This window comes from Povalibacter sp. (genome assembly GCF_036735925.1).
Taxonomy (GTDB): domain Bacteria; phylum Pseudomonadota; class Gammaproteobacteria; order Steroidobacterales; family Steroidobacteraceae; genus Steroidobacter.
In genome coordinates, this window is sequence record NZ_DAINNK010000093.1 from 1 (window position 1) to 16,688 (window position 16,688).

At 64.8% G+C, this 16,688-nt stretch carries 20 protein-coding genes; 15 read left to right on the forward strand and 5 right to left on the reverse strand.

Annotated features, from left to right (window positions below; genetic code table 11):
- The 6 genes from V7D81_RS20285 to acs all read left to right on the forward strand — a co-directional run.
- Positions 1–368: hypothetical protein (locus V7D81_RS20285; protein WP_324319699.1), on the forward strand; the 368-nt coding region annotated here is incomplete at its 5' end.
- Positions 369–869 carry a nucleotidyl transferase AbiEii/AbiGii toxin family protein gene (locus tag V7D81_RS20290; protein WP_324319701.1) on the forward strand — a complete coding sequence of 167 codons (501 nt, stop codon included), beginning with the start codon at positions 369–371 and terminating at the stop codon, positions 867–869.
- A gap of 89 nt (positions 870–958) precedes the next feature.
- Positions 959–1,735, forward strand: a complete 777-nt coding sequence (locus tag V7D81_RS20295; protein WP_324319703.1) for a hypothetical protein — start codon at positions 959–961, stop codon at positions 1,733–1,735.
- A gap of 30 nt (positions 1,736–1,765) precedes the next feature.
- Positions 1,766–2,032, forward strand: a complete 267-nt coding sequence (locus V7D81_RS20300; RefSeq protein ID WP_324319705.1) for a DUF4404 family protein — start codon at positions 1,766–1,768, stop codon at positions 2,030–2,032.
- Positions 2,033–2,042: 10 nt separating this feature from the next.
- Complete coding sequence (locus V7D81_RS20305) at positions 2,043–2,465, forward strand: HIT family protein (protein WP_324319707.1); 423 nt, start codon at positions 2,043–2,045, stop codon at positions 2,463–2,465.
- A gap of 256 nt (positions 2,466–2,721) precedes the next feature.
- Entirely contained in the window at positions 2,722–4,737 is a 2,016-nt protein-coding gene (gene acs, locus V7D81_RS20310) for an acetate--CoA ligase (protein ID WP_324319709.1), read from the forward strand.
- Positions 4,738–4,863: 126 nt separating this feature from the next.
- Here the strand turns inward: acs and V7D81_RS20315 are convergent, their stop codons facing one another.
- Complete coding sequence (locus V7D81_RS20315; RefSeq protein ID WP_324319711.1) at positions 4,864–5,421, reverse strand: C40 family peptidase; 558 nt, start codon at positions 5,419–5,421, stop codon at positions 4,864–4,866.
- Positions 5,422–5,588: 167 nt separating this feature from the next.
- Between V7D81_RS20315 and V7D81_RS20320 the strand changes: the two genes are divergently transcribed.
- From V7D81_RS20320 to V7D81_RS20330, 3 genes are all read left to right on the forward strand, one after another.
- Positions 5,589–7,241 (forward strand): M28 family metallopeptidase, encoded by a 1,653-nt coding sequence (locus V7D81_RS20320; protein ID WP_324319713.1) that lies wholly within the window; start codon positions 5,589–5,591, stop codon positions 7,239–7,241.
- 24 nt (positions 7,242–7,265) lie between these two features.
- Positions 7,266–7,490 carry an EF-hand domain-containing protein gene (locus V7D81_RS20325; protein WP_324319715.1) on the forward strand — a complete coding sequence of 75 codons (225 nt, stop codon included), beginning with the start codon at positions 7,266–7,268 and terminating at the stop codon, positions 7,488–7,490.
- 351 nt (positions 7,491–7,841) lie between these two features.
- On the forward strand, positions 7,842–8,048 hold the full coding sequence (locus tag V7D81_RS20330; protein WP_324319717.1) for a CsbD family protein: 207 nt from the start codon (positions 7,842–7,844) through the stop codon (positions 8,046–8,048).
- 48 nt (positions 8,049–8,096) lie between these two features.
- On the opposite strand, the gene V7D81_RS20335 is transcribed toward V7D81_RS20330, so the two are convergent.
- The 4 genes from V7D81_RS20335 to V7D81_RS20350 form a co-directional block, all read right to left on the reverse strand.
- Positions 8,097–8,504 (reverse strand): response regulator, encoded by a 408-nt coding sequence (locus tag V7D81_RS20335; RefSeq protein ID WP_324319719.1) that lies wholly within the window; start codon positions 8,502–8,504, stop codon positions 8,097–8,099.
- Positions 8,505–8,599: 95 nt separating this feature from the next.
- Positions 8,600–9,289: a response regulator transcription factor gene (locus V7D81_RS20340; protein WP_324319721.1), complete on the reverse strand. Its 690-nt coding sequence runs from the start codon at positions 9,287–9,289 to the stop codon at positions 8,600–8,602.
- Positions 9,289–10,347, reverse strand: a complete 1,059-nt coding sequence (locus V7D81_RS20345) for a sigma 54-interacting transcriptional regulator (protein ID WP_324319723.1) — start codon at positions 10,345–10,347, stop codon at positions 9,289–9,291. Before V7D81_RS20345 ends, V7D81_RS20340 begins: the two co-directional genes overlap by 1 nt.
- 50 nt (positions 10,348–10,397) lie before the next feature.
- On the reverse strand, positions 10,398–11,816 hold the full coding sequence (locus tag V7D81_RS20350; protein WP_324319725.1) for a CHASE3 domain-containing protein: 1,419 nt from the start codon (positions 11,814–11,816) through the stop codon (positions 10,398–10,400).
- A gap of 72 nt (positions 11,817–11,888) precedes the next feature.
- On the opposite strand from V7D81_RS20350, the gene V7D81_RS20355 reads away from it, so the two are divergent.
- From V7D81_RS20355 to V7D81_RS20380, 6 genes are all read left to right on the forward strand, one after another.
- Positions 11,889–12,479, forward strand: a complete 591-nt coding sequence (locus tag V7D81_RS20355) for a hypothetical protein (RefSeq protein ID WP_324319727.1) — start codon at positions 11,889–11,891, stop codon at positions 12,477–12,479.
- Positions 12,480–12,507: 28 nt separating this feature from the next.
- Positions 12,508–12,846, forward strand: a complete 339-nt coding sequence (locus tag V7D81_RS20360) for a BON domain-containing protein (RefSeq protein ID WP_324319729.1) — start codon at positions 12,508–12,510, stop codon at positions 12,844–12,846.
- A gap of 256 nt (positions 12,847–13,102) precedes the next feature.
- Positions 13,103–13,363, forward strand: coding sequence for a BufA2 family periplasmic bufferin-type metallophore (bufA2, locus tag V7D81_RS20365; RefSeq protein WP_324319731.1), 261 nt, complete (start codon positions 13,103–13,105; stop codon positions 13,361–13,363).
- Between the two features lie 15 nt (positions 13,364–13,378).
- Entirely contained in the window at positions 13,379–14,173 is a 795-nt protein-coding gene (locus tag V7D81_RS20370) for a DNA-binding domain-containing protein (protein ID WP_324319733.1), read from the forward strand.
- 174 nt (positions 14,174–14,347) lie between these two features.
- Complete coding sequence (locus V7D81_RS20375; RefSeq protein WP_324319735.1) at positions 14,348–15,826, forward strand: AlkA N-terminal domain-containing protein; 1,479 nt, start codon at positions 14,348–14,350, stop codon at positions 15,824–15,826.
- An 89-nt stretch (positions 15,827–15,915) separates the two neighbouring features.
- On the forward strand, positions 15,916–16,688 hold a 773-nt coding region (locus V7D81_RS20380; RefSeq protein WP_324319737.1), incomplete at its 3' end, for a hypothetical protein.

Here is a 16,688-nt window from a genome sequence, read left to right on the forward strand (position 1 = left end):
CCGGACGATCCGTTGACGGCCGAAGCCACGGCGCGCGCCAAGCCGCGGGGGACATAGTTGCTCCCCGGACATGGAACGCCGCAGCATCGACACCATCGATCCGCGAGCACCGGCGGCGTTATGATGCCGACGCAATGAGCACCACGTTTCACCAACAGCCCATTGGACGCACTATCGGTCGGCGCAAGGAGCGCGATGGCCAACCGCTGTCTGCATCGGACCGGGCCGCAATGACCTGCAATGCCCGTTACGTGACGCGCGCTCCCAAAGGCATCTTCATCTATCGCTCCGCCGAGGAAATGGATGCGGACCGCCAGCGATGGATCGTGGATGCAATCGTCGAGAAATCGCGCGAGCGCGCCAGATAGATGGAATACACGCGTCCCGCCACCTGGGAAGACGTAAAGCACCTGGCCAGGGAGCTTGAAGCGCAAGGGGCGGAATATGCGCTGGTCGGTGGGTACGCCATCGCGGCACATGGATTCAATCGTTTTTCGGAAGACATCGACATCCTGGTCAACCCGTCGGCCGAAAATTCGCGCCGCTGGATTCTTGCACTCGCTGCATTGCCGGACCACGCCACGCAGGAATTGCTCGCCGCTCCGGACGTGTTTTCTGACGATACGCGCTACGCGTTGCGAGTGAATGACGAATTCACCGTGGATGTCATGCCGTCCATAGCAGGGCATTCGTGGGAAGAGATGAAGCCGCATATCGTCACCATCGAAGTGGACGATGTCGGCATTCGCGTTCTGGACTTGCCGGGCCTGCTCAAGACCAAGCAAGGCGTCCGACCCAAGGATCAAATGGATGCCGCCGTGCTTGCCGCCGCGATCGAGCGGCTCAAACGCCAAGGCCCCGGCCGCTGAAGGAGGTCGTCCGGCGGGGGGAAGACCCCACTGTTGGTGACTTGCCGGCTACCGCACAATCGGCCAACCCCGTCGCAAGGAGAAGTCGCATGTCGTGCCGCCATCTGACGCTCGTTGCCCTGCTGTTCGCCGGCTTCGCACAGGCCGGCACCGTGATGGAAATGGTGAACCGCGATCTGGGTGGGCAACAGAAAGAAACTGTCATGACCACGTATGCGCAGGACGGAAAGTTGCGCATCGAAGCCGGCGATCGCGAAGGCTTCTCGCTGTTCAAGGACGATGCGCTGTACGTCGTCAACGATCGCGACAGGAACTATGTCGTGATGGATCGCGCTGCGCTGAAGAAGATGGCGGATGCGATCAGCCCGGTCATGAAGATGCTGGCGCAGATGCCGCCCGAGCAGCGCGCGCAGATGGAGAAGATGATGGGACAGAGCGCCTCGTCCGCACTGGGCGGCGGCGCGAAACAGGAAGTGCGCAAGACCTCCCGCACCGGATCGGCGGCGGGACATGGCTGCAGCTACGTCGAGATCGTCAAGGGCGGCGCGGTCGAAGACGAGCTGTGCATCGTCGCGCCGGCAACGCTCAAGGGCGGCGATGAACTGATGGCCGCCGCGCAGAAAATGAGTGCGATGCTGCAGGACGCATTCAAGGATCTCGATGCACCGCAACTCAGGCAGATGATCGACGAACAGACCGCGCTGTATGGCAAGGTCGGCGGCATTCCGGTATTGAGCCGTCACTACGCCAACGGCAAGCCGGTCAGCGAATCGACGCTGCGCTCCAGCCGCAGCGAAGCGCTGCCGGCAACCACGTTTGACGTGCCGGCCGGTTATGCTCGGCGCGAATTCATGCCTGCACGCTGACAGGCAACCACACTCCCGGGAGACCCAGACTTGAATCAGGATCTGCAGAAACACATCGAAGCCATGCACGCGGAGCTGAGCCGCATCGACACGGTCGATCCGCAATCGCGCACGCTGCTCATCACGCTGCTGGGCGACATCACGCGCCTGCTGGAGAGTTCCAGCGGCACGCCCGCGAACCAGCACAACCTGGCCGAACGCCTCGACGAACTGGCGGTGCATTTCGAGGCCGAGCATCCCTCGCTCGGCACGGCGCTGCGACGGGTCGTGGATGCGCTGGGCAAGGCGGGAATCTGAGGAAGCCGCGATGACCTACGACCCGAACAACATCTTCGCGAAAATCCTGCGCGGCGAAATTCCCGCATTCAAGGTCCACGAAGACGAGCACACGCTGGCCTTCATGGACGTGATGCCGCAGTCCGAAGGCCACACGCTGGTGATTCCGAAAACTGCGGCGCGCAATTTCTTCGACATCGATCCGCAGTCGCTCGGTCGCCTGATCCAGTCGACGCAGCACGTGGCGAAGGCCGTGCGCACTGCGTTCCAGCCCGACGGCGTGCGTATCATCCAGTTCAACGAACCCGCCGCCGGCCAGACGGTGTTCCACATCCACTTCCACATCGTTCCCTGCTACGAAGGCCGAGAAATCAAGGGCCATGCGCGCGACATGGCAGACAAGGCGGTGCTGGCCGAACACGCCGAACGCATCCGCCAGGCGCTGGCTGGCTGAGATTCAGAGTTTCACACGGAGTTCACGGAGACCACGGAGGTCGGAGAAGAAGTTAAGAGTTCCCACGGGGAGAAGAATGGGAACACGGGGAGCACGGGGATAGAAATTTTCTGTTCCGAGCCCCGTGCTCCCCGTGTCCCCCGTGGAAATTCTTTCTTCTTCCGAACTCCGTGGTCTCCGTGATCTCCGTGTGAAACTTCTTCTCTTCAGCATCTGGTAGTCTGCCGTTCCCCAGAAAACAGCGGACCGACACGCGATGAGCAACCCGATCTACAAGGTTCCGGAAGATTTCGCGGCACTGGCGCATCTGCGCAACGCGGAGTACCAGCGGCTCTACCAGGAATCGGTGCGCGATCCCAATGGTTTCTGGGCACGAATGGGCCGGCGGCTCGACTGGGTCCAGCCTTACAACAAGGTGAAGGACACCAGTTTCGACGAGCACGATTTTCGCATCCGCTGGTTCTACGACGGCAAGCTCAATGTCGCCGCGAACTGTCTCGACCGCCATCTCACCAAGCGCGGCGACAAGACCGCCATCATCTGGGAAGGCGACGATCCGAAGCTGTCGGAACGCATCACCTATCGCGAGCTGTACGAACGCGTCTGCCAGTGCGCGAACGCGCTCAAGTCGCTCGGCGTGCGCAAGGGCGATCGCGTCACGATCTACCTGCCGATGATTCCGGAAGCCGCGGTGGCGATGCTGGCCTGCGCGCGCATCGGTGCGATTCACTCGGTCGTGTTCGGCGGTTTCTCCGCGGATTCGCTCGCGGGACGCATCGTCGACTGCGGTTCGAGCGTCGTCATCACGGCCGATGAAGGCATTCGCGGCGGCAAGCGCATCGCGCTCAAGACCAATGTCGATCTCGCGCTGAGCACGCCCGGCACCGAATGCGTCAGGCACGTGCTGGTGGTGAAGCGCACCGGCATCCGCGTGCCGATGTATGCGCGCGATCAGTGGTACGAAGACGTCGTCGACGGTCAGCCGAAGGAATGCGCGCCGGAAACCGTCGATGCCGAAGATCCGCTGTTCATTCTCTACACCTCGGGTTCGACAGGCCGCCCGAAAGGCGTGCTGCACACCAGCGGCGGTTATCTGGTCTATGCCGCGATGACGCACGAACTCGTCTTCGACGTGCGCGAGGACGACATCTTCTGGTGTACGGCCGACGTCGGCTGGGTCACGGGCCACAGTTACGTGGTCTACGGGCCGCTCGCCAATGGCGCGACGACGATCATGTTCGAAGGCGTGCCGAACTATCCCGACGCGGGACGCTTCTGGCAGTCGGTCGACAAGCACAAGGTCACGATCTTCTACACCGCACCGACGGCCATACGCGCGCTGATGCGCGAAGGCGAAGAGCCGGTGAAGCACTGGTCGCGCAAGTCGCTGCGCCTGCTCGGCTCGGTCGGCGAACCGATCAATCCGGAAGCCTGGGAGTGGTATCACCGCGTCGTCGGCGACGGCCGCTGCCCGATCGTCGACACCTGGTGGCAGACCGAAACCGGCGCGACGCTGATTGCGCCGCTGCCCGGTGCGATCGATCAGAAACCCGGCTCGGCCACCCTGCCCTTCTTCGGCGTGAAGCCTGCGATCCTCGACAACGAAGGCCACGTGCTCGAAGGCGCGACCGAAGGCAACCTGGTCATCACCGACAGCTGGCCGGGCCAGATGCGCACGGTGTTCGGCGATCATCAGCGCTTCATCGACACCTACTTCAAGACGTTCCCCGGCAAGTACTTCACTGGCGACGGCGCAAAGCGCGATGAGGACGGCTACTACTGGATCACCGGCCGCGTCGACGACGTGCTCAACGTCGCCGGCCATCGACTCGGCACCGCGGAAATCGAAAGCGCGATGGTCGCGCATCCCAAGGTCGCCGAAGCCGCCGCCGTCGGCTGCCCGCACGACGTCAAGGGCACGGGCATCTATGTCTACGTGACCTTGATCGTCGGCGAGGAACCCACCGAGGCGCTGCGCAACGAACTGCGCGACTGGGTTCGCAAGGAAATCGGCCCGATCGCCACTCCCGACTTCATCCAGTGGGCCCCCGGCCTGCCGAAGACGCGCTCGGGCAAGATCATGCGCCGCATCCTGCGCAAAATCGCCGCGAACGAACACGATCAGCTCGGCGACATCTCCACCCTCGCCGACCCGGGCGTCGTCGAAAGCCTCGTGCGCGAACGCATGAACCGCCCGGCGTCGGAGATCGAGCAGGACGCGGGGGTCGCGAAACCGGCGAAGACGTCGAAGCGGAAGAAAGCCAAGAGCTGAGACAAGAGAATGGCCGCAAAAAAGCGCAAAAAGACGCAAGGGCAAGAAATAAGAATGCGGAGTGTCTTCGTTATCTTGTTTTGAGACCTTTGCGCCTTTTTGCGGCCATTCTCTTCTCCGCAATCCTCAGAACAACCGCCCCGCCCCCGCCAGCCGCGGCTTGTAGTAATCATCATCGAGCGTGCGCAGTTCGATCGGCCGACCCGTCTGCGGTGCATGCACGAAGCGGCCGGAGCCAGCGTAGATGGCGACGTGCGAGATGCGCTTGCCGCTGATGCGGAAGAACAGCAGGTCGCCGGGTTCGATGTCGCCGAGGCGGATGGGTTCAGCGGCTCGATACTGTTCGGCGGCGGTGCGCGGGACTTCGATGCCCAGTTCGTGATGAACGAACTGCACCAGGCCGCTGCAATCGAACGCGGTCGGGCCGCTGCCGCCGAAACGATACGGCGCGCCAAGCAATGAAATGGCGCGGATGACGATTTCGCTGCCGACGGAAATCTCTGCTCCACCCTGACGCTGCGGCATCGGCGACGTGTCGAGCGTGCCGGGCGTGGCGATATCGCCGAGCGGCGGCGGCGAGACAGGAGGTGTGCCGGCGCAGCTCGCCAGCAGCATCGACAGCGCGGCCCATGCCGCGATGCTGCAGCGACGAGACCCGGCAGAACGACGCGTTTTCAACTGCATATCCGGGTGGGCTCCGGTCGGGCGCGCGCAGGATGCCGCATGCCGAGCCTCGGCGCCAGCCGCTGAACGGATTGTGAACTCCGCCCGGCCGCGGAACTCCCCAAGGCGCCAGACTCTGTGTAGTGTGTCGCCGCATCGATGCCGCACGCCTGAGGAAGCCGCCAACCATGATCCGGGGATCGCGAGCCGCGCACTGGCTGGGCTTGAGCGCCGCACTGCTGACCGCTGCAGCGGCGGCTGCGCCGGAACCCTGGACGCAGGTGCGTGCGGATGCGATCCGCAGTCATGTCGAATTCCTGGCGAGCGATCTGCTGGAAGGCCGCGCCACCGCGTCGCGAGGCTATGACATCGCAGCGGCCTATGTGGCCGCGCAATTCCGCCAGGCCAGCCTGAAACCCGCCGGCGATGGCGACAGCTTCTTTCAGAACGTGCCGCTGCTCGAAGCGACCCCGGTGCTGCCCGGCTCCTCCGCCGAGCTGGTTGTCGACAAGCACACGCGCACGTTCGAATACGGCACGCACTACCTGCCCTCGGCCGACTATCTGTCGGCGAGCTCGACGCTGACGGCGCCGCTGACCTTCGTGGGCTTCGGCATCGATGCGCCGGAACTCGACCACGACGATTTCGCGAACGTCGATCTGGCCGGCCGCATCGCCGTCATCTTCACGGGCGCACCGGCACAGTTCCCGCACACGCAGCGCGCCTATTACTCATCGACTTACACGAAATTTCCGCAGCTCATCGAACACGGCGCCGTCGGCGTGGTGATGATTTCCTCGCCGCAGGACGAGAAGCTGTTTCCCTGGGAACGCGTGGTGGCGATGAGCTGGGCGCCGCAGATGCGCTGGCTGGACGAGCACGACAAACCCCGCAATGCCTACGAGCAGCTCAAGCTGCGCTTCCGCTTCGATCAGGAAGCCGGCGCGCAGTTCTTCGAAGGTGCGGCAAAGGATTTCGCAGCGGCCAGCGCCGCGGCCGACGCCGGCGAATCGCAGGCGTTCGAACTGCCGGGCCTGCTGACGCTGTCGGCTACCACGGGCCTGCGTCGCACCGACAGCATGAACGTGATCGCCGCCGCACCGGGCACCGATCTGCGCAACGAGCTCGTCGTGATCACGGCGCATCTCGATCATCTCGGCCGCGGCTCCGCCGTGAACGGCGACTCCATCTACAACGGCGCACAGGACAACGCGCTCGGCACGGCGATCCTGCTGGAAATGGCGCGCGCGCTGAATGCGTCAGGCATCAAGACCCGCCGCACCCTCGTTTTCGCGGCGCTGACCGCCGAAGAGAAAGGACTGCTCGGTTCCGATTACCTGGCGCAGCATCCCATGGCTGACGGCACGCCGGTCGCCAACATCAACATCGACATGCCGATGCTGTTCGCGCCGACGCTGGACATGATCGCACTCGGCGAAAAGCATTCCTCGCTCGGCGCCGTCGCGCGCAATGCGGCCGGCAGCCAGGGATATCGACTGAGTCCCGATCCGATGCCGGAGCAGGTGGCGTTCGTGCGCAGCGACCAGTTCTCGTTCATCCGCCAGGGCATTCCGGCGATCGTGCTCTCGGGCGGCTACCAGTCGCGCGACAAGCGCGTCGACGTTGCCGCGCTGCGCAGCGAGTTCCTGGAAAAGCGTTCCCCCCAGGCCGGCGACGACGCGGCCGAGCCGATCGACTACGCGACGGCCGCCGACCTCGCGCGCATCAATCTGCGCATGGCGATCGACGTGGCGAACGCGCCCGGCCGGCCGCGCTGGAAGAACGGAGATTTTCTCGGTCGCGTGTTCGCGCAGGGCGCCGCCGAACAGAAGTCGGAATGACGATTGCTGAACCAGGGAGTACCTATGCAGGATGTGACGCCGGATGAACTGACCGGGCTGCGGCAAAGCTTCGACAACTGCGACAACGACGCCGACGGCTGGATAACGACCAGGGAATTTTCCGCGCTGCTGCAGTCGCTCGACGGCGATCTGTCCGAAGACGAGTGCCTGCTCGCCTTCGAAATGACCGACGGCGATGGCGACGGCCTGATCAGCTTCGAGGAGTTCATGGCGTGGTGGTCGGACTGATCCGGCACGGGCGATCCATCGCGCCCGATCATGTAACGATCGTCCAAAAAAAGGCCGCGCCCGAAGGCGCGGCCTGAATGTACAGCCACCGACCGCGGTGTTGCGATGGGATCTCAGCGGGTGCCCCACCGAACTGGGAGGTCCACGGAGTGGACTGTACGGATCGAAACAGCACGAAACGTCGGCACTCGAACGCACGACATCCGGATTCGGATCCGTCGTGCCGAAGTTTTTTTCCGATGACGAACGACGGCCCTGGTAGCGGGGGCGAACCGCGCAGCGGGCTCATTCGTTGATCCGGTGGACACGCAGCATCCCGCCCGTGTCGCAACCGATCCCGAAGGAGACGTCATGAACAAAGACATCGCCGCAGGCAATTTCAAGCAGCTCAAGGGCAAGATCAAACAGCAGTGGGGCAAGCTCACGGACGACGAGATCGATCAGATCGAAGGCAATACCGAAATCCTCGCCGGCAAGCTGCAGGAACGGTATGGCTGGGAACGCGACGAAGCAGAGCGCCAGGTGAAGGACTTTTCCCGACGCCACGGCTGGCAATAAGAATCCGCGCACGCCGGCCAGCGACCGCTGGCCGGCGCAAGCGCATTCTCAACTACGGGGTTCCTGCGGCAGCGAAGCGGCGCGATGCCGATGGCTCATCAGCACGTCCCGCACCTTGTCGAATTCCGAGGCCTTGTCGAAGAAGTGATCGGCGCCGCAATCGTGGCTGGCCTGACGATAGTCGTCGGTCGGGTAGTTGGTCACGACGATCACCAGCTCCGGCCGCGGCGCGCCTGTCGCCCGCAGCTGCTTGAGCAGGCGGATGCCGCTGCCGCCGCGTAACTGCACATCGACGATCAATACATGCGGGCGCGAACTGCGCACGCCTTCGAGCGCGTCGGGAACCTCGGCCGCCTGCCCGACGACGCGCGTGTCGGGAATTTCCCGCACGGTTTCGATCAACCGCTCGCGCACCGGCGTCGAGTCTTCGACGATGTAGATGGTCAGTTCTCTCAATGACGGCAATCCACCTACATCGTCATTCAGCGCGCCTCCGCGAATCGCCGCAATGGTGTCCCGGGAGCGCGCGCGTCGCGGCATGCGTTGCCGTGTCAATCGACCAGTTCGTTACGAACCGCGTAGGCCGCTATCTCGGCATTGCTGCGCATGGCCATTTTCTCCAGGATGCGCGCGCGGTAGGTACTCACGGTCTTGACGCTGAGGCCGAGCTCGTTGGCCATCACGGCGGGCGAGATGCCGCGCGCAATGCGCGTGAACACCTGCAGCTCGCGCTCCGACAGCCGGTTGTGCATCGGGCCCTCTTCGTTGGCGGCACAGTCGGACGCCAGCAGCTCGGCGACGATCGGCGTGATGTAGCGGCGTCCGGCGCCGACGGCACGCACGGCCTTCACCAGTTCTTCGGGCACGATCATTTTCGGCACGTAGCCATTGGCCCCGGCCCGCATCAGACGCACGGCAAAGCTGCGCTCGGGATGCATGCTCAGAACCAGGATCGCCAGTTCGGGACGTTCGTCGCGCAGCTGCTTGAGCAGTTCGATGCCGCTCTGTCCGGGCAGGGTGATGTCGAGTACCACGACATCGACCTTGGTTCCGCTTTCCAGAAGCTGCAGCGCCTCTTCGGCCGAGCCGGCCTCGCCGACGACCATCAGGTCCTCCTCGTCTGCGAGCATTTCGCGCACGCCGGCCCGCAGGATGGCGTGGTCGTCGACGATCAGGACGCGAATATGCTGTTGAATGTCGCGATGGGTCTCCGGCATGTCGTTTTCTCGGGCGTTGAACATCAGTTGGCCACCTCGATGGATTCACGGTCGTGATCGCTCCCGACCAGTCCCTGCGCACGGTAGGCGTGCAGCCGGTTGTAGAGCGTTTTCAGACTGACGCCCAGTAACGCAGCAGCCCGCGTCTTGTTTCCCTCACATTTGCGCAAAGTCGCCAGAATCATCCGGCGTTCGGCTTCAGCCAGCGGCGTGCCGACGGGAATCCTGAGGCACTCGGCGTCGCCGATCGAAGACAGCGGGGTCGACCGGTCGATGGCACTGCCGAGATCGAGATCCCCCTCGGCGAGGATGAAGGCCCGATGCACTGCGTTGCGCAGTTCGCGCACGTTGCCCGGCCAGTCGTAACGGGCCAGGCAGTCGGCCGAATCCGGCGACAGCCGTTTCGAGGTGTGCTCCTCCACGTTCAGCACCTGCAGGAAATAGTTCGCCAGCAATTCCACGTCCTCGCCCCGCTCGCGCAACGGCGGGATGCGCAGCTGGCAGACGGACAGCCGGTCCAGCAGTTCCGGACGCAAGGCGCCGCGCGGATCGCTCTGCACCGTCGCGATGATGCGGCAATGGAATTCCAGCTCGCGTGTCCCGCCGACACGGACACTGCGACGCGACTCGAGCGCACGCAGCAGTTTGACCTGGAGTTCGGGCGTCAGCCCGGCAACGTCCTCCAGCAGCAGCGTGCCGCGGGCGGCGCGCTCCAGATGTCCTTGCTGACTGCCCAGGCGCGCGACGCCGCCTTCGCTCGCACTGGCTTCGTATCCGAACAGCTCGGAATCGATGAGTGCCGGCGCGAGCGTGGCGCAGTTCAGCACCAGAAAAGGCTGGGTCGCACGATCGCTCAGATCGTGCAGGCAGCGCGCCGCCAGTTCCTTGCCGCTGCCGTTCTCGCCGACGATCAGCACGTCCGCATGCAGCCTCGCGATGTGCGCCATGCGCTCGAACATCGCATGCATCGCTGCCGACTCGCCGAGCAGACCGCCGACACTGCAGACGCGCGCCACTGCGAGGGCATCGGCATCGCTCAGCGACGACGGGAACGAGGAAGGCGCGTCGGACAGGACAGTCATGCGATTTCTCCGGAAAGCGAGGGTCCGGGAAGGAAACGGTGGGCACGCGTCTACGTTGCAGCAGTACGCGGAATGAAGGCGTCGACCACGGTGCCTCCTTTCGCCGGGTCGGTGCCGAAGCGGATCACGCCGCCGATCTGTCGCATGCGCTCGCGCATTCCCACGAGGCCGTGCGACTTCGCACGCGACACTGCACCTTCAGTCATGCCCGCGCCATCGTCGATGATACGCAGGCGAATACCGTCTTCGGATCGCGACAGGTCGACCCGCACCGATTGCGCGCGCGCATGACGCGTGACGTTCGTGAGCGCTTCTTGTGCGATGCGATACAGCGCGATCGACCACGACGGATCGAGGTCGTCGAAATCCTCCGTCACCTGCACGTCGCACGGCACGCCGGTGCGTCGCGTGAATTCTCGGCAATGCGTGCGCATCGCATAGGCGAGGCCGAGATTGTCCAGATGACTCGGACGCAGACCTTCGATCACTTCGTGTTTCAGTTCGACGGTGTCGGCCAGCATCTGCAGCGAGCGCTGCAACCGTTCGCGCAGTTCCGGCTGGCCTTCCGGCAGACGCTTGCTGATCCAGTTGAGATCCATGTTGATGGCAGTGAGATTGCTGCCGAGCGTGTCGTGCAGCTCGCGCGCGATGCGGGCCTTCTCTTCTTCCGACACGCTGATGAGGTGCTGCGACAGCTCGGTGAGCTCCGACGTGCGTTCCTCGACCTGTCGATTGAGATGCTGATTCGCGTCGAGCAACGCGCCCTCCGCTCGGGCGCGCGCCGCGACATAGCGACGCAGCAGCACCTGCAGGCCGATCAGCACGCCCACGGTCAGCACCGTCGTGAAGACGGCAATGCCGACGGTCAGCCACATGTCGTGCACGACTTCGCCGCGCAAGGCTTCGATGCGCGTGTCTTCTTCCTGCAGCATGCGCTCGACGTGTTCGCGCACGCGGTTCATGTCGGCCGTGGCCCAGCCCGTTCCGGCGACGTCGGCATTGCCCACTTCGCCCGTGTGCGCGATCGTGCCTTCCAGTCGCGCCACCGCGTTGGCCGTCATGGCCTCCAGCGCATCCAGATCTGCAGCACGCTGCGTACCTCCCGCCCCGCCGTTGTCCGCCTCCAGTTCGCGCAGCCGTTCGATCTCGGCGCGCCAGCTGCGCGCCGCGCGGCGGAAAGGCTCCAGGTAGACGGCCTGCCCCGTCAGCAGGTAGCCGCGCTGCCCCGCCTCCGCGGTCGCAATCGTCGACTGGAATGCGGTCAGCGACCGCTTGATCTCGTAGGAACGCGCGTACTGCCGGTGGGAATCCATCGTGCCCGCCGTGTTGATCACCAGCAGCGTGGCGTTGAGCAGCAGCAGTGCGATCGATACCAGCGTGATTGCCACGACGGCCAGCGGCACCTGGGCCGTCGTCGTGGGCATGGCAACCACCGCATCCGCGGGCAGGCTGGCTGAAGGCGTCGACATGGAAAGCGATGGATGACCGGCAGCGGGACTCTTCCGACCAGCCTTAACGCCAGTTGCCCGACGAGGTTCCGTGTGGATCGCACAGTCGCTGCGAAGCGACGTGTCGTTGACATCGCATTGACGTCGTGCGGGAACCTTGAATTCGACCGCACGTTAATCGACGCGAGCAACGCAGGTCAGGACCGCGCAGATTCCTGCGCGACATTCGACTCGCTTCAATACGATGAGGAACTACCGATGAAACTCCATTCTCTTCTGATGATCATGGCCGCGGGTATCGCGATCGCCGGCTGCAACAAGGCGGAATCGCCTGCCGAGGTACAGCACGATGTGGCCGATGCACGTGCGGACGCACAGCGTGACGTGTCGGAAGCGCAGGCAGATGCGCGCGAGAACATGGCGGATGCGCAGAAGGACGTCGCCGATGCCCAGGCCGATCATGATTCCGGCGAACTGGCGGATGCCGCCGGCGATGCCAGCGAGACAGCAGCCAGGGGCGACTTTAAAGTAGCGGTGGCGCAGGCTGAGGCGAATCACAAGGTCGCGACCGAGAAGTGCGAAGCACTGAGCGGTTCGGCCCAGACCGACTGCAAGGAGCGCGCCGATGCCGATCTCGACGCCGCGAAGAAGCAGGCGGAACTGCGCCGCGACGGTGCCGGCTGAACCAGGGCTCAAGTTACAGGGGTGCTCAATGAGTAGCTTCAATATTGGCAAACGTACCGCGGCCCTGCTGGTCGCCGCGATGCTGGGCGGTTCGCTGCTGGCAGGATGCAGCTCCACGCCGTCGCAGCAGTCGACCGGCGAGGCGATCGACGACGGCGTCGTGACCGCAACGGTCAAGGCCAAGCTGATCGAAGATCCCGTGACCAAGGCCCACCAGATCAACGTCGACACCTTCAAGGGCAATGTGTCCCTGAGCGGTTTCGTCGAATCGGAGCAGGCCCGGGCCCGGGCATTGCAGCTCGCACGCGGCGTGGACGGCGTGAAGAGCGTCAAGGACGCAATGCAGGTTCGCAAGGCAGCGTCGTAACGGGCGATGGCGAGGAAAGCGGCGGGCGTCCTGCGCGGCGCCCGCCGCTTTTTTGTCCGGCTCTTCCTGTGGAGCCGGCTTGAGCCGGCCTGAAAACAGTCAGGCTGAAGCCTGACCTACACAAAGAAGCCGATCGCATCCACCGAATCAGGCCGGCTCAAGCCGGCCCCACAGGAAGAGTTCTATACTCCCGACCGCAATATTTCCGCGCCTGGCGCGGTCCCCTGTTCCGCAACGTTCCCATCGGAGTTCGACCATGACTCGACAGGCCAGGATTTCCGGAGCGGCGCTGGCCTCGGCCGCCGCGCTGCTGTTCGCCTCGACGACACTCACGACCACGAATGCCGCCGACGAAGCGGCCGTGAAATGCGATGGCGGCAATGCCTGCAAGGGCAAGTCGGCCTGTCATACGGCGAGCAATGCCTGTGCCGGACAGAACGCCTGCAAGGGACAGGGTTACGTCATGCTGCCCAAGGCCGAATGCGAAAAGGCGCAGGCGGAGAACAAGAAGTCCTGAAGCCGGGGAACGGACGTGGATCTCGCGCAACTGCAGCGCGCTTTCCAGAAACATGTACTGGACGGCGACGACGCGATTGCTGTCGCCGTCAGTCGCACGGAAGCTGTCGAGAGCGCCGCACGTCTCGCCGTCTATGCTGACGCCTATCGTCTGCGCCTGATCGAGGCCCTGGCCCACAACTACCCGCGCCTGCAGCAACTCCTCGGCGACGCAGCGTTTGGTTCGATCGCGCGCGAGTATTTGCTGGCCCATCCCTCCGCCAGTGCTTCGGTGCGCTGGTTCGGCGATCGACTCGCGGAGTTTCTTGCCGCTGCCTGTCCGGACCCGCCCGTGCTGGCCGAACTTGCGCACTGGGAGTGGGCGATCGCCGCTGCGTTCGACGCCGCGGACGCTGAGCCGCTTGCCGAGCAGGCATTGAGCAGCATCGAACCCGCGCAATGGGCAACCTTGCGCCTGCCATTGCATCCGTCGGTGCAGCTGCTGCGCATGAACACGAATGCACCTGCAATCTTCAAGTCGCTGGCCGCGGACGACGAACCGCCGACGCCGGCAACGCTCCCGACTCCGCATCATTGGTGCGTCTGGCGCGAGGCACTGACACCGAGATATCGATCGGTGCCGGAGGACGAAGCCGCGGCACTGCAGACGTTGCTGGCGGCCGGAACGTTCGAAGCGCTTTGCGACTCGCTGTGCGAATGGCATGCCGCCGCAGATGTCCCGGCACGCGCAGTGATCCTGCTCAAGGGATGGATCCGCGATTCGATGATCGTTGCGGATCGGGCGATTTCTGTAGGTCAGGCTTCAGCCTGACTTCCGGAAAGAGGCCGGCTCAAGCCGGCCCCACAGTATGAGAGCCCCACCCTGACCCTCCCCCGCTGCGCGGAGGAGGGGATCAAGCGCCGTGATTTTCGTATGAAACTCTTCCTCCGATTCAGGTCCGAAAACGGCTAGTCCCACCTTCGCTGCCGGCGTATCGTCCGCCGCATGGACGACATTCACGGTCTCGACGGCGCGGCTCTCGACCGCGCGCGCATCAGTCGCGATCCGCGTTTCGACGGCAGGTTCTTCATTGCGGTGAAGACGACCGGCATCTATTGCCGGCCGGTCTGTCCGGCGCCGAGCCCGAAGAGAACGAACATCCGCTACTACGCGACGGCAGCTGCGGCAGCCGAAGCGGGGTTTCGTCCGTGTCTGCGCTGTCGTCCCGAGGCGGCGCCCGGCACGCCGGCGTGGCTCGGTACGTCCGCAGCGGTACGGCGCGCACTGCGACTGATTCAGGACGGTGCGCTCGATCGACTGTCGGTCGATGAACTCGCAACGAAGATCGGCATCGGGCCGCGGCACCTGCATCGACTGTTCATCCAGCACGTCGGCGCATCGCCGCTCGCGGTCGCGCAGACGCGGCGACTGCATTTCGCGAAGCGGCTGCTGGACGAGACCCGCTTGCCGATCACGGAGATCGCGCTGGCCTCCGGCTTCGGCAGCCTGCGACGTTTCAACGATGCGTTCCGGAAAACGTATCGACGCGCACCGCGCGAGCTGCGTCGGACGAAGCACGAAGCGGACGCCGCCGGCGATGAAGTCATCCTGAAGCTGTCGTACCGACCGCCGTACGACTGGGCACAGGTGCGCGATTTTCTGGCGACGCGCGCGATCCCCGGCGTCGAGCGCGTCGACGACGACGGTTACGCGCGAACGATTGCGACCGACGACGGCCACGCGATCGTGAGCGTGCAGCACCTGCCGGCGGCGAATGCCTTGGCACTGCGCGTTCGCGGCGCCGCGCCCGCCCATCTGTTCCGGATTTCGGCCGCCGCGCGCCGCATGTTCGATCTCGCGGCCGATCCGGTGCGGATCGCGGCCGGGTTCAGGTCCGACCCGCTGCTGTCGCCGCTGGTGAAGCTGCGTCCCGGCCTGCGCATTCCCGGCGCGTGGGATCCGTTCGAATGTGCCGTGCGTGCGGTGCTCGGCCAGCAGGTCAGTGTCGCGGCGGCACGCACGCTCGCCTCGCGCCTCGTGAACCGCACCGGTCAGCCGATCAATGGAAGCGACGGACTCACGCACCTGTTCCCTGCACCGCCCGTACTGGCGGCGGCGAACCTCGACGGACTCGGCATCACGGGCGCACGCATCGCGGCGCTGCATACGCTGGCGCGGGCAACCGCGGAGGGGCAGCTCGACTTCACCGCCGGCGTGGAAGACGTCGCGCAGGCCATCGCCGAGCTGCCGGGCTTCGGCGAATGGACGGCGCAATACATCGCGTTGCGCGCACTGGGCGCACCCGATGCCTTCCCGACCGGTGATCTCGTGCTGCGCCGGCTGGCCGCGGGTGACGGACCGCCGCTCACGATACGTGCGCTGCAACAGCGCGCGGAACGCTGGCGACCGTGGCGCGGCTACGCCGTCATGCACTTGTGGAAAGCCGCTGCGAGCAGCGTGAAGCCCCGCGCCGGCAAACTGTGAATCGGATCACCGATCGATCCCGTCCGCGGCTCGTGTTCTGAACGCGCATCACGGCATGGCGGAGACACGGCGTTCATCCTGCCGCGGGCATGGACACGAATCTTCAACGCTTGTGGCGCGTACTCGCGCTGATCGCTGCACTCGCGTTCGCGACGCCGCTGTGGGCCGGAACGCAGGTGAGCATCGGCGATCTGGAGCCCGCGGACCGCAGCGTGCTGGCACCCGGCGCCTCCGTGTACGTGCTCATGAACTACGAAACCGATGTGTCCGTGAAGTTGTGGGCACGGCCGTATTCGAACGGCGTCGAGGTGCCCGCGCTGACGAATGCGTCGCCGCAGTACACGGGCACCGGCGAGGCGCTCGGCTGGTTCGCATTGAGCGAGGCAGGCGTCGTCGATGAGATCCGCATCAAGGCCGGCGGGGGCGATCCGTATCGCGAATGGGTGGTGACGACCCTGCCGGTAAGACTCGAATGGAGTACCGAAGGCCAGAGCATCGGCAGCCAGGCCGCGTGGGTCGATGAGCTGAGTCGGGAACAGACGGCACAGATCACGGCGCAGGCCAGGCAGCGCGCCAGCGAGTCCGGCGGCGCGATGGACGGCCTGATCTTCGCGGGTTTTCTGATTCTCGTCGGCGCACTGCTGATCGGCGGCATCGCGCTGCCGCTGCGCAGCGCACTGCGGTGGCGCGGCGGCTGGCGCATCGCGGCGTTGGCGCCGCTCGGACTCATGGGGTTCGTGATCCTGCGGATCGTGGTCGATACGGCGATCGATCCGACTTCCCACAATCTCTGGCCGTTCGAGATCCTGATGTTCGGCGTCGCCGCGCTCGTCATCATCGTCGTGCTGATGATTGCGCGACG

Coding starts and splice junctions, on each gene's coding strand:
- V7D81_RS20290 (WP_324319701.1), top strand. CDS start 369: ATGGAATACACGCGTCCCGCCACCTGGGAAGACGTAAAGCACCTGGCC.
- V7D81_RS20295 (WP_324319703.1), top strand. CDS start 959: ATGTCGTGCCGCCATCTGACGCTCGTTGCCCTGCTGTTCGCCGGCTTC.
- V7D81_RS20305 (WP_324319707.1), top strand. CDS start 2,043: ATGACCTACGACCCGAACAACATCTTCGCGAAAATCCTGCGCGGCGAA.
- acs (WP_324319709.1), top strand. CDS start 2,722: ATGAGCAACCCGATCTACAAGGTTCCGGAAGATTTCGCGGCACTGGCG.
- V7D81_RS20315 (WP_324319711.1), bottom strand. CDS start 5,421: ATGCAGTTGAAAACGCGTCGTTCTGCCGGGTCTCGTCGCTGCAGCATC.
- V7D81_RS20320 (WP_324319713.1), top strand. CDS start 5,589: ATGATCCGGGGATCGCGAGCCGCGCACTGGCTGGGCTTGAGCGCCGCA.
- V7D81_RS20325 (WP_324319715.1), top strand. CDS start 7,266: ATGCAGGATGTGACGCCGGATGAACTGACCGGGCTGCGGCAAAGCTTC.
- V7D81_RS20330 (WP_324319717.1), top strand. CDS start 7,842: ATGAACAAAGACATCGCCGCAGGCAATTTCAAGCAGCTCAAGGGCAAG.
- V7D81_RS20340 (WP_324319721.1), bottom strand. CDS start 9,289: ATGTTCAACGCCCGAGAAAACGACATGCCGGAGACCCATCGCGACATT.
- V7D81_RS20345 (WP_324319723.1), bottom strand. CDS start 10,347: ATGACTGTCCTGTCCGACGCGCCTTCCTCGTTCCCGTCGTCGCTGAGC.
- V7D81_RS20350 (WP_324319725.1), bottom strand. CDS start 11,816: ATGTCGACGCCTTCAGCCAGCCTGCCCGCGGATGCGGTGGTTGCCATG.
- V7D81_RS20360 (WP_324319729.1), top strand. CDS start 12,508: ATGAGTAGCTTCAATATTGGCAAACGTACCGCGGCCCTGCTGGTCGCC.
- bufA2 (WP_324319731.1), top strand. CDS start 13,103: ATGACTCGACAGGCCAGGATTTCCGGAGCGGCGCTGGCCTCGGCCGCC.
- V7D81_RS20375 (WP_324319735.1), top strand. CDS start 14,348: ATGGACGACATTCACGGTCTCGACGGCGCGGCTCTCGACCGCGCGCGC.